This is a genomic window from Candidatus Flexifilum breve (genome assembly GCF_016713355.1).
Window position 1 is genome coordinate 710,057 of record NZ_JADJPI010000004.1, and the last position, 14,022, is coordinate 724,078.

Genomic DNA, 14,022 nt, shown 5'->3' on the forward strand with positions numbered 1-14,022 from the left:
CAGGCACTCACCCGTATACTAAGGTTTGTGAACGGAGATTTTAACCGATGAGTGATTTACCTCCTACGACCAACGACCTTGAACACACGCAGGTGAACCTGAATGTCGCGGCGGATATTCCCGCGCCGACCATTCCCCTGCCGCGCAAGCATGTCCCGGTCAGCTATGTGAATAATCCGCCACCGCCCGCCCCACCCCGCCGCACCGGGTTGATCTTCGGCGCGGTCTGCACGGTGATCGCGCTGCTGGCGGTATTTGGCATCGGGACGGTGCTGGTGTTGAGCGCTGAAGCGCCTGCCATCACCCCGACGCCGATTGATATCGCGGCACTGCCGACCGCGGTCGACGCGCGTATTCACTACGACCCAGCGCTCCTGCCCACGCGCGCGCCCGTCGCTACTGCGCTGCCCACGCTCGTCGCCGATGCCGTCGGCTATAACGCGTGGAACGGCTCATCACGTCTCACGGTGCTCGTCATGGGGCTGGATCGCCGTCCCGGTTACACGGGCTTGGGCTACCGCACCGACACCATGATGCTTGTCAGCATCGATCCGGCGACCAACTCAGTCGGCATTCTCAGCATTCCACGCGACCTGTATGTGAATGTGCCGGGTTACAGCGCGCTGCAGCGCATCAACACGCCGATGGTGCTGGGCGAATACAACGGCGCGGGCGGCGGCCCCGAACTCGCTATGCAAACCGTGGAATACAATTTCGGCATCCGCGTGCAGCATTACGTGGTGGTCGATTTCGAAGCAGTCACCACACTGGTCGATGCCATCGGCGGCGTGGACATCAACGTGCCGCATCCGATCGCCGATTACCAGTTCCCCGATATGTACGATGGTTACGATCCGCTGGTGCTCAATCCCGGCTTGCAGCACATGGACGGCTACACCGCGCTGAAATACGCCCGCACCCGGCACGGCGACAGCGATTTTCAGCGCGCCGAACGCCAACAGCAGGTCTTGTTCGCGGTGCGGGACAAGGTGCTCAGCGAGAACGCGATCCCCGGCTTACTGGTGCAAGCGCCATCCCTCTACGGTTCGCTCAGTCAGGATATCTCGACGGATCTGTCGCTCGACGAACTGATTCAGCTTGGCCTGTACTTGAAAGATGTACCGTTGGACAGCATCGAGACGGGTGTGATCGGCATTGACTATGTCATGGGTTACACCACGCCGGAAGGCGCGCAGGTGCTCGTGCCCAACCGCGCACTCCTCGCCGACCTGCTCACCGAGGTCTTTGGAGCGGGGAATAAAGTCAGCTAGGGAGGTTTTGCAAGCCGGGCCCTGAGGGAGGCGAGGGGGGTCAGAGAACTGTTATCCATAACTCACGTGGGGAATAAGTTCGGGACGCCCCAACGGGCAGCAAAAAAGGCGACCAAGTTGGTCGCCTTTTGGTGTCAAGTAAGCCCGCTATGCCGTGTGTTGCGATGTTTTGAACCTGCTTTCGCAGGTGGGAGTCTTGCTAGCTATGAGGTCTTGGCTACGCGAGCCTATCACCTTGCTTCTAGAACCCGACTCCCCATAAAGGGGTGTTGGCTCAAAACCCGGCGCGACATCACGAACACAGCAGGTATCATCTTTATACCAGTCGCCTACAGGGCTGTAAAGGGTAAATGCAGGTCTTCACAAAGTCTTTAAATATGTCCTTATCCAGTGTTCGACAGGCTTTGCGGCCTGTACGCCAGCCCCCTATAATCAACCTAGCATGTGACTGGTATACAGGAGCTCTTTCGATGAATGATTCGCTGTTAAAGGGTGCGATTGCAGAATTTTTAGGGACGTTTACCCTCGTGTTCGTCGGCGCGGCGGTCGTGGCGACCGGTAACGGTCTCGTCGCGGCGGCGCTGGCCCACGGCTTGATCCTCGTGGGCATCATTTTGATGTACGGGCGCATTTCCGGCGCGCACGTCAACCCGGCGGTGACGCTCGGTCTGCTCGTCGGGCGGCAAATCACGCTCGACAAGGCGATCTTCTACTGGGTAGCGCAGTTAGTTGGCGGCATCGTCGCGGCGCTCGTCCTCAGCCTGTTAATCGGAACGGCGCAGGCTCCGCTCGCGGAAGGCAGCGACGTGCTCAACCTCGGGCAAACGGTCGGCGCGCTCACCACCAGTCAAGTGTGGACGGCGGGCGCTTTCGAAGCGGTGCTGACGTTCTTCCTGGTGAGCGCGGTCTATCAGGCGGCGGTCTTCGGCAAGCTGAACAATCTCGAAGCCCTCGCTATCGGCTTGACGCTGGCGGGCAGCATCTTCGCGGGCGGCGTGTACACGGGCGCGTCGCTCAACCCGGCGCGCACTTTCGGCCCGGCGTTGATCGGCGGCGGCGACATCAGCTATGTGATTCCGTACCTCGTCGGTCAACTGCTCGGCGGCGCGGTCGCCGGTCTGCTGCACATGGCGCTGTTCCGTCCGCAGGCCACCCCGGAACAAAGCTAAAGCAGCGGCGGTAGCTAGGCAGGTCGCCTATCTACCAAGCACACTCGATCTGGAAGGTGTTGGCAGCCGCTGCGCTTCACGGGCAGTCAACTGCTTAAGCACCTTCTTGATCGTGGCCCAATAATGGCACTCAACCGCGCCGCCCGCCTGCCCCTATCCGGGCGGTGCGCTGTGATACAGCATCCGGTAGACCATATGCGCCATCTCCTCGGGGCTGTAAGCCAGTTCTCCCGCTAACCATTTGCGTAACACGGCGAGCACCGCTCCTGCGCTAAACGTCGCCATGACCTCAACGGGCAAATCCATCCACCTTGGGTATAAGAAAGCATTCGTCGCCAGCGATTGTTTGAAGCCTTCGATCATCACGTCTTGAAAACGTTGGGCCAGGTGCACGGCTTTCGGGTGATTGAGGACCAACAGCACATCTTTGAGTTCAGCCGCCCGTTCAAAGGCGGCTTGCCAGGCGCGAATCTCTTTCTCCGGCGACTCATGCTGCGCCATTAAGCTGTGAATATCAGCCTGCAGATGCCAGAAGCCGCGCATGCTGAGCGTCAGCAGCACCGCATCGACATCCGCGAAATAAGCATAGAATGTGCCACGCCCAACGTTCGCCTCCGCCGCGATGCTGGTGACCGTCAGGCGCTCGTAACCATCCCGCAGCAAACACGTCAGTGCGGCCTCCAGCAACCAGTTTTCTGTGCGCCGGCGCGCATGTTCATAAGTAGACATATGTCCAAAATCGAACATTTTTACGATAGTGTCGAGATTATTGTATGCTCAAACCAATGGCAAATCCAATATAAGGTCAATTGAGGCATGAAAGCGATCATCATCGGCGGTGGGGTGGGCGGTCTGACGACGGCGCTCGCGCTGCAAAATAACAACATCGACGTGACAGTCTACGAGCAGTCGCCCACAGCCCGGGCGGATGGTGCCGGGCTCGCGCTCTGGCCAAACGCCGTGCGCGCGCTGCGACAGTTGGGCGCGCACGCCGCAATCACCGGGAGTTATACAGGTGGCGTGGGGTCAATTCACCGCTGGGATGGAACCACGATCTCAGCCTTGGACGCGCGAACAATCGAACAGCGCTACGGCGCGCCAATCATCGTTGTTCATCGCGAAGAAATCATGCGTGGATTGCTGGCGCAAATCGGCGGCGTCGTCCACTATGGCAAACGCATCGCCTCGTATCAGCAAGACGCCGACGGTATCCACGCGTTGTTCGCCGATGGCACAAGCGCCAGCGCTGATGTGTTGATCGGTGCCGATGGCATACGCTCCGCGGTTCGCGCCCAGATGAATGCGGACGCACAGCCTGTCTATCAAGGGTACGCGGCATGGCGCGGAGTCGTCCCTTTCGCGCATGCTCAGGTCGGGTCGATGTGGGGCGAGACGTGGGGGCGCGGCGCGCGCTTTGGCATTGTGCCGCTCAGCAGCGAGCACTTGTACTGGTTTGCGACCGCGAATCGACCCGCGCACACACCGCCCGCGAATCACAAAGCGGAACTGCGTCGCCTGTTCGGGGCATGGCACGCGCCCATTCCCGTGTTACTTGAGGCGACGCCCGACGCAGCAGTGCTCTACAACGATATCGGCGACTTACCGCCGCTGAGCACCTGGGTCGACGGACGCGTGGCGCTCCTCGGTGATGCAGCGCACGCCACGACGCCGAATATGGGTCAAGGCGCGTGTCAGGCCATTGAGGACGCATTTGTGTTGGGACAGGTCCTGACTCGCAGATCCGATCCGATACAGGCGCTCAAGGAATACCAGGCGCGGCGGATGCCGCTTGCGCGGCAAGTGGTGCTGCGTTCGCGAACCATTGGGCGCATCGGTCAGCTTGAGAATCCGCTGTTGGTGGCGCTCCGCGATGCGTTTATGCGCACTATCCCCGATCAACTGACCGCGCGCCAGTTCGATTTTGTGCTGCGGAAAACGTACTAGGCAAACAAAAAAGGACGAAGCTCGGCTTCGTCCTTTTGATTTCACGTTGTCGTGCGCTTTACGGCTGCTTCTTCGGCTCGGGGTGCACCACGCGGATGTGCAGTTCTTCGAGCTGCCGCGGCTCGGGTTCGGACGGCGCATTCGCCATAATATCCGCGCCCTGCTGCGTTTTGGGGAAGGCGATCACTTCGCGGATATTCTTCTCACCCGCCAACACCATCACCAAGCGATCCACGCCCGACGCCAGCCCACCGTGCGGCGGCGTGCCGAATTCGAACGCCTCCAGCATGTGACCGAACTGCTCTTTCGCCTGTTCGAGCGTCAGCCCGATCAGCGGGAAGATCTTCTCCTGAATGGCGCGATCGTGAATGCGGATGCTGCCGCCCGCGACTTCGTAGCCATTGCACGCGAGGTCATACTGCGAACCGCGCGCCTTGCCGGGGTCGGTATCCAGCAGATGCAGGTCTTCCGGCATCGGCATGGTGAACAGGTGCTGCGACGGATCCCAGCGCTTCTCTTCCTCGTTCCAGTAGAACTCGGGGAAGTCGATGATCCACGCGAAGGCCAGCACTTCCGGGTCGATCAGATTGAGTTCCTGGGCCAGATGGCGGCGCAGCGTATCGACGATGCGGTATACCGTGTCGCGCTCATCGGAGATGAACAGCAGCAGGTCGCCGGGTTCGGCGGCGGTCTGCGCGAACAGTTCCAGCTTCTGGTCAACGGTGAAGTACTTGCCAATCGGCCCCTTAACTTCGCCCTCTTCGGTTTCGGGCAGCGCCAACCATGCCAAGCCCTTCGCACCTGCCGACCGCGCCAGCGCTTCAAGTTCTTCGGCCAGTTTACGGAGCGCCATGCCGCTGCGCAGCCCCATCTTCGGCGCGCGCAGCACCTTGACCGGCTTGCCCGCCGCGACGTTGTTCACGAAAATCGGGAAGCCCGTCTTGCCCGCCAGTTCGGTGATGTCAACGGCGGCGAGCTCGTACCGGAGATCGGGCTTATCTGAGCCATACTTTTCCATGGCATCTTCATACTTGATGCGCGGGAACGGCGTCCACTTCGGTTCACGGCCCGCCACTTCGCGGACAATCGCCGTCATCAGGCCCTCGATCATCGCCATGACGTCGTCGCGCTGGACGAAGCTCATTTCCAGATCCAACTGCGTGAATTCCGGCTGGCGGTCGCCGCGCAGGTCTTCATCACGGAAGCAGCGCGCGATCTGGAAGTAGCGTTCGTAGCCCGCCACCATCAGGAGCTGCTTCAACTGCTGCGGGCTTTGCGGCAGCGCGTAGAACTGACCGGGGTTGAGGCGGCTCGGCACGAGGAAGTCACGCGCGCCTTCCGGCGTCGTCTTGAACAGAATCGGCGTTTCGACTTCGACAAACCCGCGCTTGTCGAGGTAGTCGCGCATGAACTTGACCACACGGTGCCGCAGCACGATATTGCTCTGCATTTCCGGGCGGCGCAGGTACAGGTAGCGGTACGCCATCTTCGACTCGTCGTCGACGAAATCCTCGCGGTTGATCGGGAATGGCGGCGTCTTGGAGGCGTTCAAAATCGTGATATCGGTGCCGACGATTTCGATCCCACCCGTCGGCAAATCCGTATTTTCGGCCCCGGCGGGGCGCTGGCGCACGGCGCCCGTCACCTGAATGACGTATTCCGACCGGGCGCTGTCCGCGACGCTGTGGGCGTCGGGATTCGTTGCCTTATCGACCACAATCTGCGTGATCCCCCAACGGTCGCGCAAATCGATAAAGATCAAACCACCTTGATCGCGGCGTCGGTGTACCCATCCCGCCAGCGTGACCTGCTGTCCGGCGTGATCGGAACGCAGCTCGCCGCAGTTGTGTGTCTTCAACATGCAATTGCTCCTGCGAAGGGACTTTTCTTAAAAACCCCACAAAGCATAGCATGAGGCGTTCGAGAAATAAAGCACAGTACGAAATTCTACTCACGCTCGCGCAGATAAAAGAGCAAATCCTGCTCGACGCCCGCCACGCCTAGGGTATGCAGCATGGCGAGAATTTGCGCTCGGTGATCAGTCGCATGGTTCACGATATGAAACAGCAGGTTGCCAACCTCATCCTCAAACGGCATGCCGCGCGTCGTCCGGTAGGCGAACCTCTGCCCCAACTGCTCATCGGTGATCGTGCTCAGGAAGGCGCGGCTATTCGCCTCAACCTCGCGCCATGCCGCTTGCACGGCTTCGGGCGTGGGATACTCGTCAGGATTAAGCACATGGGTTGGCGAACGCCCCTGTAAGCGTTCGAACCACAGCCATTCCGCGCTCATGGTATGCACTACCTGACTGCGAATTGACCCAATCGAGTAATCGAGCGGCTGCACGAACTGCTCCGGCGTCAGATTGGCGATGCAGTGCCACACCCGGCGCATCGCCCAGTAGTGATAATCAAACAGCAGACGCAGATAATCGGAAGTCATGGTTTCTCTCCTCGCACCTTCGCAGCAACGCAAAAAGGACGAGGTGAACCCCGTCCCAAAACTGTGACTGCGGAACTTCGTCTGGAGAGATTATACGACGGTGAGGTAATTCCCTGCGAGCTGCCTGTCGACCCATTTGGCGATCACCGGGTAGCGGTAGTCGCGGCCGTTGTAGGTTTCGATGGTGGCGAGCGTCGCATACAGCACCATGGCCAGCGGCAGCAGCATCACGACGAGCAGCAGCACCAAACCGACCAGCGCCCACACCGGGATGAGCACAAACCCGACGAGCACCAGCAGCGCCAGCATGGCGATCACCATGCCGATGGCCCACACGAACCCGCCGACGATCAGCAGCAGCATTGCGCCAACCGTGCCGATTAACTGGAGGACGAACGCCTGCAGCGCATGGAAGGCCACATAGTCCGAGCGCTTGCGGAACATGAAATAGATGATCAGTGGGACGAATATGCTGAGCGGCGTGATCACGCCAATGCTCAGGATCGATCCCAAAAACGTCACCCACGCGCTGCCATGCGCCACTGCCGCCCACATCTTCTCTTCATCGGTGACGCGCATCGTGCTGTAACTGCGCGGCATCGCGCGGGGCTTCACCCGTTCGGGTTGATACCGCCGCTCATATTCCTGCACCACTTCCTCGCCACCCGCTTCCGCGGTGGCGGGTGGCGGTGTCGAAGACAAGCGCGAAACGCGCTCTTGATCGTCAGGTTGGCTCATGGGTGTATCCTCAAACTGCGGTTATGCTTAAACTCTACATCACACTATACGCAGGCCGCTTTTCAAAAGTTGCAGACCTGTTATACTCTGGCTTATGGTCTCAAATCACTTCACGCTCACCAAACGCTTACTCGGCCTGCTCCTGCTGATCGCGGGAGTTGTGGGCTTTATCGCCATCCTCGCCATTGATGTGCTCAACCCCGGTCGCCAAGGCGGCATCGGTCCCGCCCAGCGCCTCGCCCTCGGGTTGTGCGTCGCGCTGGCGCTCGTCGGCCTAACGCTGATCCCTTTGGGCAGTCAGCCCGCTTGAAGACCGCACCCAACGCGGAGAAACGATGTTATCCCCGGTGAAACGCATCTCACAAACGCTGCACCCCGTCCTGATGCTCAGTGCGATCGGGCTGCTGCTGTTCTACCTCGTCGTCTACCTCGTCTTCGCGCTGAACCTGATCCAGTTTCCATTTGACTACGATCAAGGTGAAGGCTTCGAACTGGTCGACACGATTCTGTTCAGTCAGGGTGAATTCCCGTATAAAGATACCAATATATACCCGTTTTATTCCAGCAACTACCCACCCCTCTTCCATGTGATCGCCGCGCCGTTCGTGTGGCTGTTCGGCCCTGCCTACTGGTATGGGCGCTTGCTTGGCACGCTGGCGGGCCTCGTTGCCGCATCTGCGATTGGCTATGCCGTCTACCGGGACGGTGGCCGCCAGTGGGGTATCGCGCTCCTATCGGGCCTGGCGTTCCTCGCCTCGAACACGATCTATCACATCGCCCCGCTCTTTCGCCAGCATCTGAGCATGGTCATGTTCGAAACGCTGGCGGTCGTCGTGCTGGCCAACGTCAACGAGATTCAGGATCAGCGCACGCGGCGGCGCGTATTGTTCACGGGGCTGGCGTTTGTGCTGGCCGCGGGCTACACCAAACAGCTCGCCATTGCGACCGCGGTCGCCGTGTTCGTCTTCCTGTTCATCCGCCAGCCGCGCCGATCCATCGTGTGGGGCATTGGCTTCGCGCTGGTCGGCGGCGCCATCTTCGTGTGGATGAACGTCGCGACCAACGGTCAATGGTGGCTGCAGTCGATCACCGCCAATGTCAATCCGTTCATCCCGGATCAAGCGGTCGGCTTGTTCCGGTTATGGTTCAGCCTGCACGGCTTCTTGATCGTCCCGGCGGCGTTGTACGTCCTCTATGAGTTGTATTTCACGCGCCTGTCCATCTATTCGATCTGGTTCGTGGCGGGCATTGGCGTGAGCATCCTCTCGGGCAAATGGGGCGCGGGCGACAGCTACTTCTCCACGTCGATTGCGGCGCTGTGCCTGTTGAGCGGCCTATTCGCCGCCAAGACGCTGCGGGGTGAGTGGCGCTTCCCAACGACCAACCTCTATGGGCGCTGGCTGCGTCCGCTCGGGCGCGTCGTCAAGCCGCTGACAGGCGTCGGCCTGGTGATCGTCCCCCTGCTCTACCTCGGCTATGGTCGCGCGGTGCTGCATCTGCCGACTGACGCGCCTGTCTTCAGCACCATCGCCGACGTGCTGCAAATCGAGCCGAACGCGCTCAACGGCTTCTACGACTCCGCCGGGCGTATCGCGGGCGGTTACGCGGATATTGGTCACCTGACCACACCCGCCGACATCGAAGCGGGCTGGCGCATCGTCGAACTGGTACGCGCCGCCGATAAACCCGTACTGAGCGAGGAAGCGGCCTTCAATCTGCTCGCGGGCAAAGACGTGATCACCAACCCAACGCAGCTCCTCAACCTCGACCAGCAGGGGTTGTTCGACTCGTCCGCGCTGATCGCCATGATCGAGGCGCAGGACTTCGGCTTAGTCATCATGCGCGCGCAGTTCTACCCGGTCGACGTGCTGCAAGCCATCGCCCGCAATTATGAGGTCAGCGAGACGATCCCCATGAACGGCTTCGAGTACCTCATTTTCACGCCCATAGACAGGACTGAGGACTGAGTGCAAGCTTGGTTCTTTCTCTGTCCTCAATCCTCGAACCTCAGTCCTACTCAAAACCCGTGCTTGGCACGGATCGTATTGATCTGGTTGATGTGGTTGATACCGTGTCCGGCGTAACGCCGCGCCACCTCTTCGACCGTCACCTGCCCCCATTCGCCATGCACCGCCGTCCTGTTCCACTGCTCCTCGGTGAGCGACTCCAGCAGCGCGACCCAGCGCGCATGCAGCCCCGGCAAAATCGAGAGCGAGATTTCGAGCGGCAGCGCGTAATCGGGTTGCAGCGCGTACTTGTCCTGATCGTAGCCGGGGAGCGGCGGGTTGTCCTCGGTGAGCGGCAGGCGGAAGCGATTGTTCGCGTTCATGTGCGAATCCGCGACGTGATGCACAATCTGGCGGATGCTCCATTCGCCCTCGGCGACGCGGCATTCGAGCTGCTCGTCGGTGAACTGGCGCACGAGCGCGGCGAACTGTTCGGGGAACTCGCGCAGCATTTGAATATACTGCTGACGTTCGGCGGCAGGCATAGGTGAACTCCTAGCGATTAGCTTTTAGCAGTTAGCGATGACGCTAGGCTAGCAGAAGTTGGATGTGGGGATTATTACCAATTCAGGCCGCAGATTCGCCCCTCTCCCCGCTTGCGTGGGAGAGGGGTTGGGGTGAGGGGTCACCCGAACGGCGTTTTGTTCGGCTTCTTGTTCGAATTGATCAGGCCAATCGGGCGGCGCTGCGTGAGGAAATCCCGCTCGGAGCGCATCTGCCGCAGCAGGCTCTCGACCGACTGCGTGAGCAGTTCCGGTGTGACCTCGGTTTTGTGCTCGTGCGCGGCCAGCATGCGGGCATGCAGCGCGACCTCGCGCACAAACGCCCCCGGCTGATCGATCAGGTCGGGCACGACGACGTTGTGTCCCTCGTGCCACTGCTCGCCCATGTAATGCTTGAGCATCTCGACCGCCTGCGCCTCGTCCTGAATGGTCGGAATCACGAAGATGCGATCCAGCCGACCGGGTCGCTTGGAAATGCGCTCGTCAATGGCTTCCGGGTAGTTGGTCGTCGCCAGCAGGAGCGCGCCTTTGGGGTTGTTCGGCGACTCGATGCCGTCCAGCACATTGAGCACGCGCGCTTTGTCGTCGCCTTGCAGATAGGCGTCCAATTCCTCGACGATCAATAGAACGGGGTAGCGCGCCGCCGTGACCGCTTGCAGCGCCCGCTGAATCTTCTCGAAGGACGCGCCATCGCGATCCGCGCCGGAAACGTACACCACCACGCGCCCCTTGCTGATCGCGATTTTGGCCATCGCCGCGCACAGCATCGTCTTACCCGTGCCGGGGACCCCTGCCAGCAGCAGCTTGCGAAAGGGCGGCAGCTTCAACTGGCGATAGATGCCGACGCCCTTCGTGAAGAACGCTTCCATGTCGTCGAGCAGACGGGCCTTGATGTCGTCCGCGAGGATGATGTCATCCCAATCGACGGTCGGGTCGAAGAAAGCGTCCGTCCCGCCGATGATATACACATCGCGGCGGCGGCGAATCCGCGGACGCACGGCGCGCGCGCACGCAAACTCAAACGCCGCCCAGCCTTCCAGCTTGTTGGCGGGGACGAGCGCCACGGCCGTCAAATCCTGCACATCGTCGCTGAAATATGCGCTGGCGTAGATCGCCTCAAAGGCATCGCCGCCATCTTCCGAGAACTTGAAGGCGAATGCACCGGCGCTCGCCGTGAGGACCATCTTTTTGCCGCGTGACCCGTAATCGCTGATCGGCACGATGTACGGGCAGTCCAGGGGTTCCGCGCCATCGTAGCGCAGTTTGCCGCGCAGCTTGCGCCCAGTCTTGACCTGACTCTGAGCGATCATATTGCTGCATTCCGTCGATGCCCAGACGGTGACGTAGGGCTGGTCGCCCCACCGCGCTTGCCATGTCTCGCGCGCCCACTGGACAAGCCGTTCATACTGCATAGGTTCAGTCCTCTTTTTACCCTTCTTGTCCGCTTGCATGCGCCGCAAGAGGGATAACTGGTTACGCTTTCGTTCAGTCATTATAGATTGTTCTTTTAAGAAACACGATTCACGGTTATCATGCGGTCACTGTGCAGAAAGGCTTGTTCATGACCACGCTGTATGTCACGCATCCGCGTTTTCCGGAACACGACTCCCCCGGTCACCCCGAACACGCGGGGCGCATCCGGGCGATTTGGCAGCGGCTTGACGAGACCGGATTGGCGGCACGGATGCAGGCGGTCGAAGCGCCTTCGATTGAGCGTGACTTGATTCTCAGCGTACACACCCCACGCTATCTCGACCTTCTAGACAAACTGAGCGGGCTGGATCGTACCGTACGTCTCGATAACGATACCTATGCCAATCCGTGGTCGTATGAGATCGCGCGGCTGTCCGCGGGCGGCGTGGTGCGCGCCGTCGATGCCGTTGCCAGCGGCGCAGTTCACAACGCGCTGGCCGCCGTGCGTCCGCCGGGACATCACGCGATGCCGGATCACGGCATGGGCTTCTGCCTGCTCGGTAATATTGCGCTGGCGGCGCGCTATGCGCAGCAGCAGTCTGGGTTAAGGCGCATCCTCATTGTAGATTATGATGTCCATCACGGCAACGGCACCGAAGCGATGTTCTATAACGACCCGTCCGTACTGTTCATTTCGACCCATCAGCAGGGGATTTACCCCGGCACGGGTGCGATCAATGATACACGGGCGTCGGCAAAGGGTGGGTTTCAACATCAATATTCCGCTCATGGGCGGTCATGGCGACGCCAGCTACGCGGCGATCTTCGAGCAGATCGTGTGGCCAGCGGCGTTGCGCTTCGAGCCAGAGCTGATCCTCGTCTCGGCGGGCTTTGACGCGCATTGGGATGATCCGCTGGCGGGCATTCACCTCTCGCTGAGCGGTTACGCACATCTCACACGTGAACTCGTGCGCATGGCGGATCAGCTATGTGGGGGCAAGATCGCGTTCATCGTGGAAGGCGGCTACAACCTCGACGTGCTGAGCGAAGGCGTAGCGAATATCGCGCGCGTGCTGTTGGGCGAGGAAACGGTCGATCCGCTCGGTGCGTCACCGTACAGCGAACGCGCAGGCGTCGAGAACGTGATCGCGCGGGTCAAGCAGGTGCATGGGTTATAGCTGGTGATGTGTTCTTCGTCTATAACTCCGAGTAGGGTAGTCAACGCAAATCTCTTGAACCCACAACCCGGAATCCGAAATCCGCAAACCATGATCTTGGATTCAAGGTATAGTCACGGCGATATCTAGCGTGGACACGGCATTTATCGCCGTTAAAGGAACCGCCCCTTAGTATCCTCGCGTTTGCCCCTTCCAAACTGTTCTCGCCAGTTTTCCCATCAGTCAAACACCATTCCCAAACATTGCCACTCATATCCATGACACCAAAAGGGCTTGCACCCTCAGAGTAGCTCAATACCGAGGTTGTTTTACTGAAACGGCTTTCGGACGAGTTGTATTTCTGCATATCCCATTCATTTCCCCAAGGATATTTGCGTTCATCGTTCCCTTGTGCCGCCCGTTGCCACTGTGCTTCGGTTGGCAATGATATTCTTTCTCCTGTTTTAGCACTTAACCATAAGGTAAAAGCTACAGCAGCATACCATGTAAGATTTTCACGAGGGCAGTCGGTGCAATCTGCAAATTTGGCAGGTTCAATGTTCGGATTGCCATAGTACCAGTCCATTGCCTCCTTTGAGTAATTCCACCATTGTGGAAGGCGTGAACCATCTTTGGCTGCAACGAATGCATCGAATTGCGCATTGGTGATCGGGTAGCGGGCAATCCAGAATTCGGCTACGTCAAAGATAGTCTTCTCTTTCAAGTAACCGCCCGGTTCCACTGTCACCTTGCCCGCTGGCACAACACACCATTCAAACGGCTCAGGAATGATCTTGCCCACCCAATCCGGTTTGAAGATCAGCGGGAAAGTACGCTCTTTTACCTCTGATCCTCGCGTAGGTTTTGGCGTAATTAATTGACGTAACCGTTCGTGGAAATCGTCTTTAGGGAAACTGCCGTCGCGCACATCCGCATATTGCGTGCGCAAGAACATCGACCAGTTATCACTGCTGAGTAAATCGCCGTCGCGCAGCACTGGGAAAATCGGTTTCGGTAAATGATCGGCGAGTGTGACCTCGCGTTGTACCCACTTCGAAGCATCCGAATCGGGTGTCATTACAACCAGAAACGCCGCACATTCGCGGATTGCCTTTACTATCACCTGCCACCAATCTTCACCATAATCAATACGATCATCGATCCATACATCAAATCCGGTATCCAGTAACTTGTTGGCAAATGCGCGGGCGTAATCGCGATTCTTTTTGCTGTAGCTGATGAAAATGTGGCTCATGGGTGGAAACTCAAGGTGACGATTCGATTAATAGCGTTCATTATAACCAACAAAAAAGGACGAGGCATGCCTCGTCCCTACAAACGTCTGCTTTTACTCAGTCCTCAGTCCTGAAGTTCTCAGC

The 14,022-nt window shown here is 59.3% G+C and carries 14 protein-coding genes and 1 other RNA gene; 7 read left to right on the top strand and 8 right to left on the bottom strand.

The window, feature by feature from the left end; translation table 11 throughout:
• Positions 1–47: 47 nt before the first annotated feature.
• Positions 48–1,271 (top strand): LCP family protein, encoded by a 1,224-nt coding sequence (locus IPK17_RS03945; protein WP_343416364.1) that lies wholly within the window; start codon positions 48–50, stop codon positions 1,269–1,271.
• A 137-nt stretch (positions 1,272–1,408) separates the two neighbouring features.
• Here IPK17_RS03945 and ssrS read toward each other — a convergent pair.
• Positions 1,409–1,584: non-coding RNA, 6S RNA (ssrS, locus tag IPK17_RS03950), on the bottom strand.
• Between the two features lie 157 nt (positions 1,585–1,741).
• Here ssrS and IPK17_RS03955 point away from each other — a divergent pair.
• Positions 1,742–2,440 carry an MIP/aquaporin family protein gene (locus IPK17_RS03955; RefSeq protein WP_343416365.1) on the top strand — a complete coding sequence of 233 codons (699 nt, stop codon included), beginning with the start codon at positions 1,742–1,744 and terminating at the stop codon, positions 2,438–2,440.
• A 153-nt stretch (positions 2,441–2,593) separates the two neighbouring features.
• Here IPK17_RS03955 and IPK17_RS03960 read toward each other — a convergent pair whose 3' ends face one another.
• The gene (locus tag IPK17_RS03960) at positions 2,594–3,169 is read right to left on the bottom strand and encodes a TetR/AcrR family transcriptional regulator (protein ID WP_343416366.1); all 576 of its coding nucleotides are present in this window, start codon (positions 3,167–3,169) and stop codon (positions 2,594–2,596) included.
• 87 nt (positions 3,170–3,256) lie between these two features.
• On the opposite strand from IPK17_RS03960, the gene IPK17_RS03965 reads away from it, so the two are divergent.
• The gene (locus tag IPK17_RS03965; protein ID WP_343416367.1) at positions 3,257–4,384 is read left to right on the top strand and encodes an FAD-dependent monooxygenase; all 1,128 of its coding nucleotides are present in this window, start codon (positions 3,257–3,259) and stop codon (positions 4,382–4,384) included.
• Between the two features lie 58 nt (positions 4,385–4,442).
• On the opposite strand, the gene aspS is transcribed toward IPK17_RS03965, so the two are convergent.
• The 3 genes from aspS to IPK17_RS03980 all read right to left on the bottom strand — a co-directional run bounded on the left by aspS (position 4,443) and on the right by IPK17_RS03980 (position 7,564).
• The gene (aspS, locus tag IPK17_RS03970; protein ID WP_343416368.1) at positions 4,443–6,245 is read right to left on the bottom strand and encodes an aspartate--tRNA ligase; all 1,803 of its coding nucleotides are present in this window, start codon (positions 6,243–6,245) and stop codon (positions 4,443–4,445) included.
• An 86-nt stretch (positions 6,246–6,331) separates the two neighbouring features.
• Positions 6,332–6,826, bottom strand: a complete 495-nt coding sequence (locus tag IPK17_RS03975; protein WP_343416369.1) for a DinB family protein — start codon at positions 6,824–6,826, stop codon at positions 6,332–6,334.
• A 90-nt stretch (positions 6,827–6,916) separates the two neighbouring features.
• Positions 6,917–7,564, bottom strand: a complete 648-nt coding sequence (locus tag IPK17_RS03980; RefSeq protein ID WP_343416370.1) for a DUF4870 domain-containing protein — start codon at positions 7,562–7,564, stop codon at positions 6,917–6,919.
• A gap of 94 nt (positions 7,565–7,658) precedes the next feature.
• On the opposite strand from IPK17_RS03980, the gene IPK17_RS03985 reads away from it, so the two are divergent.
• Together IPK17_RS03985 and IPK17_RS03990 are read left to right on the top strand one after the other, a co-directional pair.
• Complete coding sequence (locus IPK17_RS03985) at positions 7,659–7,874, top strand: hypothetical protein (RefSeq protein ID WP_343416371.1); 216 nt, start codon at positions 7,659–7,661, stop codon at positions 7,872–7,874.
• Positions 7,875–7,911: 37 nt separating this feature from the next.
• Complete coding sequence (locus IPK17_RS03990; protein ID WP_343416372.1) at positions 7,912–9,531, top strand: glycosyltransferase family protein; 1,620 nt, start codon at positions 7,912–7,914, stop codon at positions 9,529–9,531.
• Between the two features lie 50 nt (positions 9,532–9,581).
• Here IPK17_RS03990 and IPK17_RS03995 read toward each other — a convergent pair whose 3' ends face one another.
• Positions 9,582–10,055 carry a DinB family protein gene (locus tag IPK17_RS03995; protein ID WP_343416373.1) on the bottom strand — a complete coding sequence of 158 codons (474 nt, stop codon included), beginning with the start codon at positions 10,053–10,055 and terminating at the stop codon, positions 9,582–9,584.
• A gap of 140 nt (positions 10,056–10,195) precedes the next feature.
• Complete coding sequence (locus IPK17_RS04000) at positions 10,196–11,485, bottom strand: AAA family ATPase (RefSeq protein ID WP_343416374.1); 1,290 nt, start codon at positions 11,483–11,485, stop codon at positions 10,196–10,198.
• 149 nt (positions 11,486–11,634) lie between these two features.
• Here IPK17_RS04000 and IPK17_RS04005 point away from each other — a divergent pair, with 149 nt between their 5' ends.
• Both IPK17_RS04005 and IPK17_RS04010 read left to right on the top strand, forming a co-directional pair.
• Complete coding sequence (locus tag IPK17_RS04005; protein WP_343416375.1) at positions 11,635–12,381, top strand: histone deacetylase family protein; 747 nt, start codon at positions 11,635–11,637, stop codon at positions 12,379–12,381.
• The gene (locus IPK17_RS04010; protein ID WP_343416376.1) at positions 12,275–12,664 is read left to right on the top strand and encodes an arginase family protein; all 390 of its coding nucleotides are present in this window, start codon (positions 12,275–12,277) and stop codon (positions 12,662–12,664) included. The genes IPK17_RS04005 and IPK17_RS04010 overlap by 107 nt, the downstream gene beginning before the upstream one ends.
• Positions 12,665–12,704: 40 nt before the next feature.
• Here the strand turns inward: IPK17_RS04010 and IPK17_RS04015 are convergent, their stop codons facing one another.
• Entirely contained in the window at positions 12,705–13,898 is a 1,194-nt protein-coding gene (locus IPK17_RS04015; RefSeq protein ID WP_343416377.1) for an SUMF1/EgtB/PvdO family nonheme iron enzyme, read from the bottom strand.
• Positions 13,899–14,022: the final 124 nt, after the last annotated feature.

What these genes read in the sequence shown, in the direction of transcription:
- IPK17_RS04005 (WP_343416375.1), top strand. Translation starts at nt 11,635, where the DNA reads ATGACCACGCTGTATGTCACGCATCCGCGTTTTCCGGAACACGACTCC.
- IPK17_RS03945 (WP_343416364.1), top strand. Translation starts at nt 48, where the DNA reads ATGAGTGATTTACCTCCTACGACCAACGACCTTGAACACACGCAGGTG.
- IPK17_RS03980 (WP_343416370.1), bottom strand. Translation starts at nt 7,564, where the DNA reads ATGAGCCAACCTGACGATCAAGAGCGCGTTTCGCGCTTGTCTTCGACA.
- aspS (WP_343416368.1), bottom strand. Translation starts at nt 6,245, where the DNA reads ATGTTGAAGACACACAACTGCGGCGAGCTGCGTTCCGATCACGCCGGA.
- IPK17_RS03965 (WP_343416367.1), top strand. Translation starts at nt 3,257, where the DNA reads ATGAAAGCGATCATCATCGGCGGTGGGGTGGGCGGTCTGACGACGGCG.
- IPK17_RS04000 (WP_343416374.1), bottom strand. Translation starts at nt 11,485, where the DNA reads ATGCAGTATGAACGGCTTGTCCAGTGGGCGCGCGAGACATGGCAAGCG.
- IPK17_RS03985 (WP_343416371.1), top strand. Translation starts at nt 7,659, where the DNA reads ATGGTCTCAAATCACTTCACGCTCACCAAACGCTTACTCGGCCTGCTC.
- IPK17_RS04010 (WP_343416376.1), top strand. Translation starts at nt 12,275, where the DNA reads ATGGGCGGTCATGGCGACGCCAGCTACGCGGCGATCTTCGAGCAGATC.
- IPK17_RS03960 (WP_343416366.1), bottom strand. Translation starts at nt 3,169, where the DNA reads ATGTCTACTTATGAACATGCGCGCCGGCGCACAGAAAACTGGTTGCTG.
- IPK17_RS03995 (WP_343416373.1), bottom strand. Translation starts at nt 10,055, where the DNA reads ATGCCTGCCGCCGAACGTCAGCAGTATATTCAAATGCTGCGCGAGTTC.
- IPK17_RS04015 (WP_343416377.1), bottom strand. Translation starts at nt 13,898, where the DNA reads ATGAGCCACATTTTCATCAGCTACAGCAAAAAGAATCGCGATTACGCC.
- IPK17_RS03955 (WP_343416365.1), top strand. Translation starts at nt 1,742, where the DNA reads ATGAATGATTCGCTGTTAAAGGGTGCGATTGCAGAATTTTTAGGGACG.
- IPK17_RS03975 (WP_343416369.1), bottom strand. Translation starts at nt 6,826, where the DNA reads ATGACTTCCGATTATCTGCGTCTGCTGTTTGATTATCACTACTGGGCG.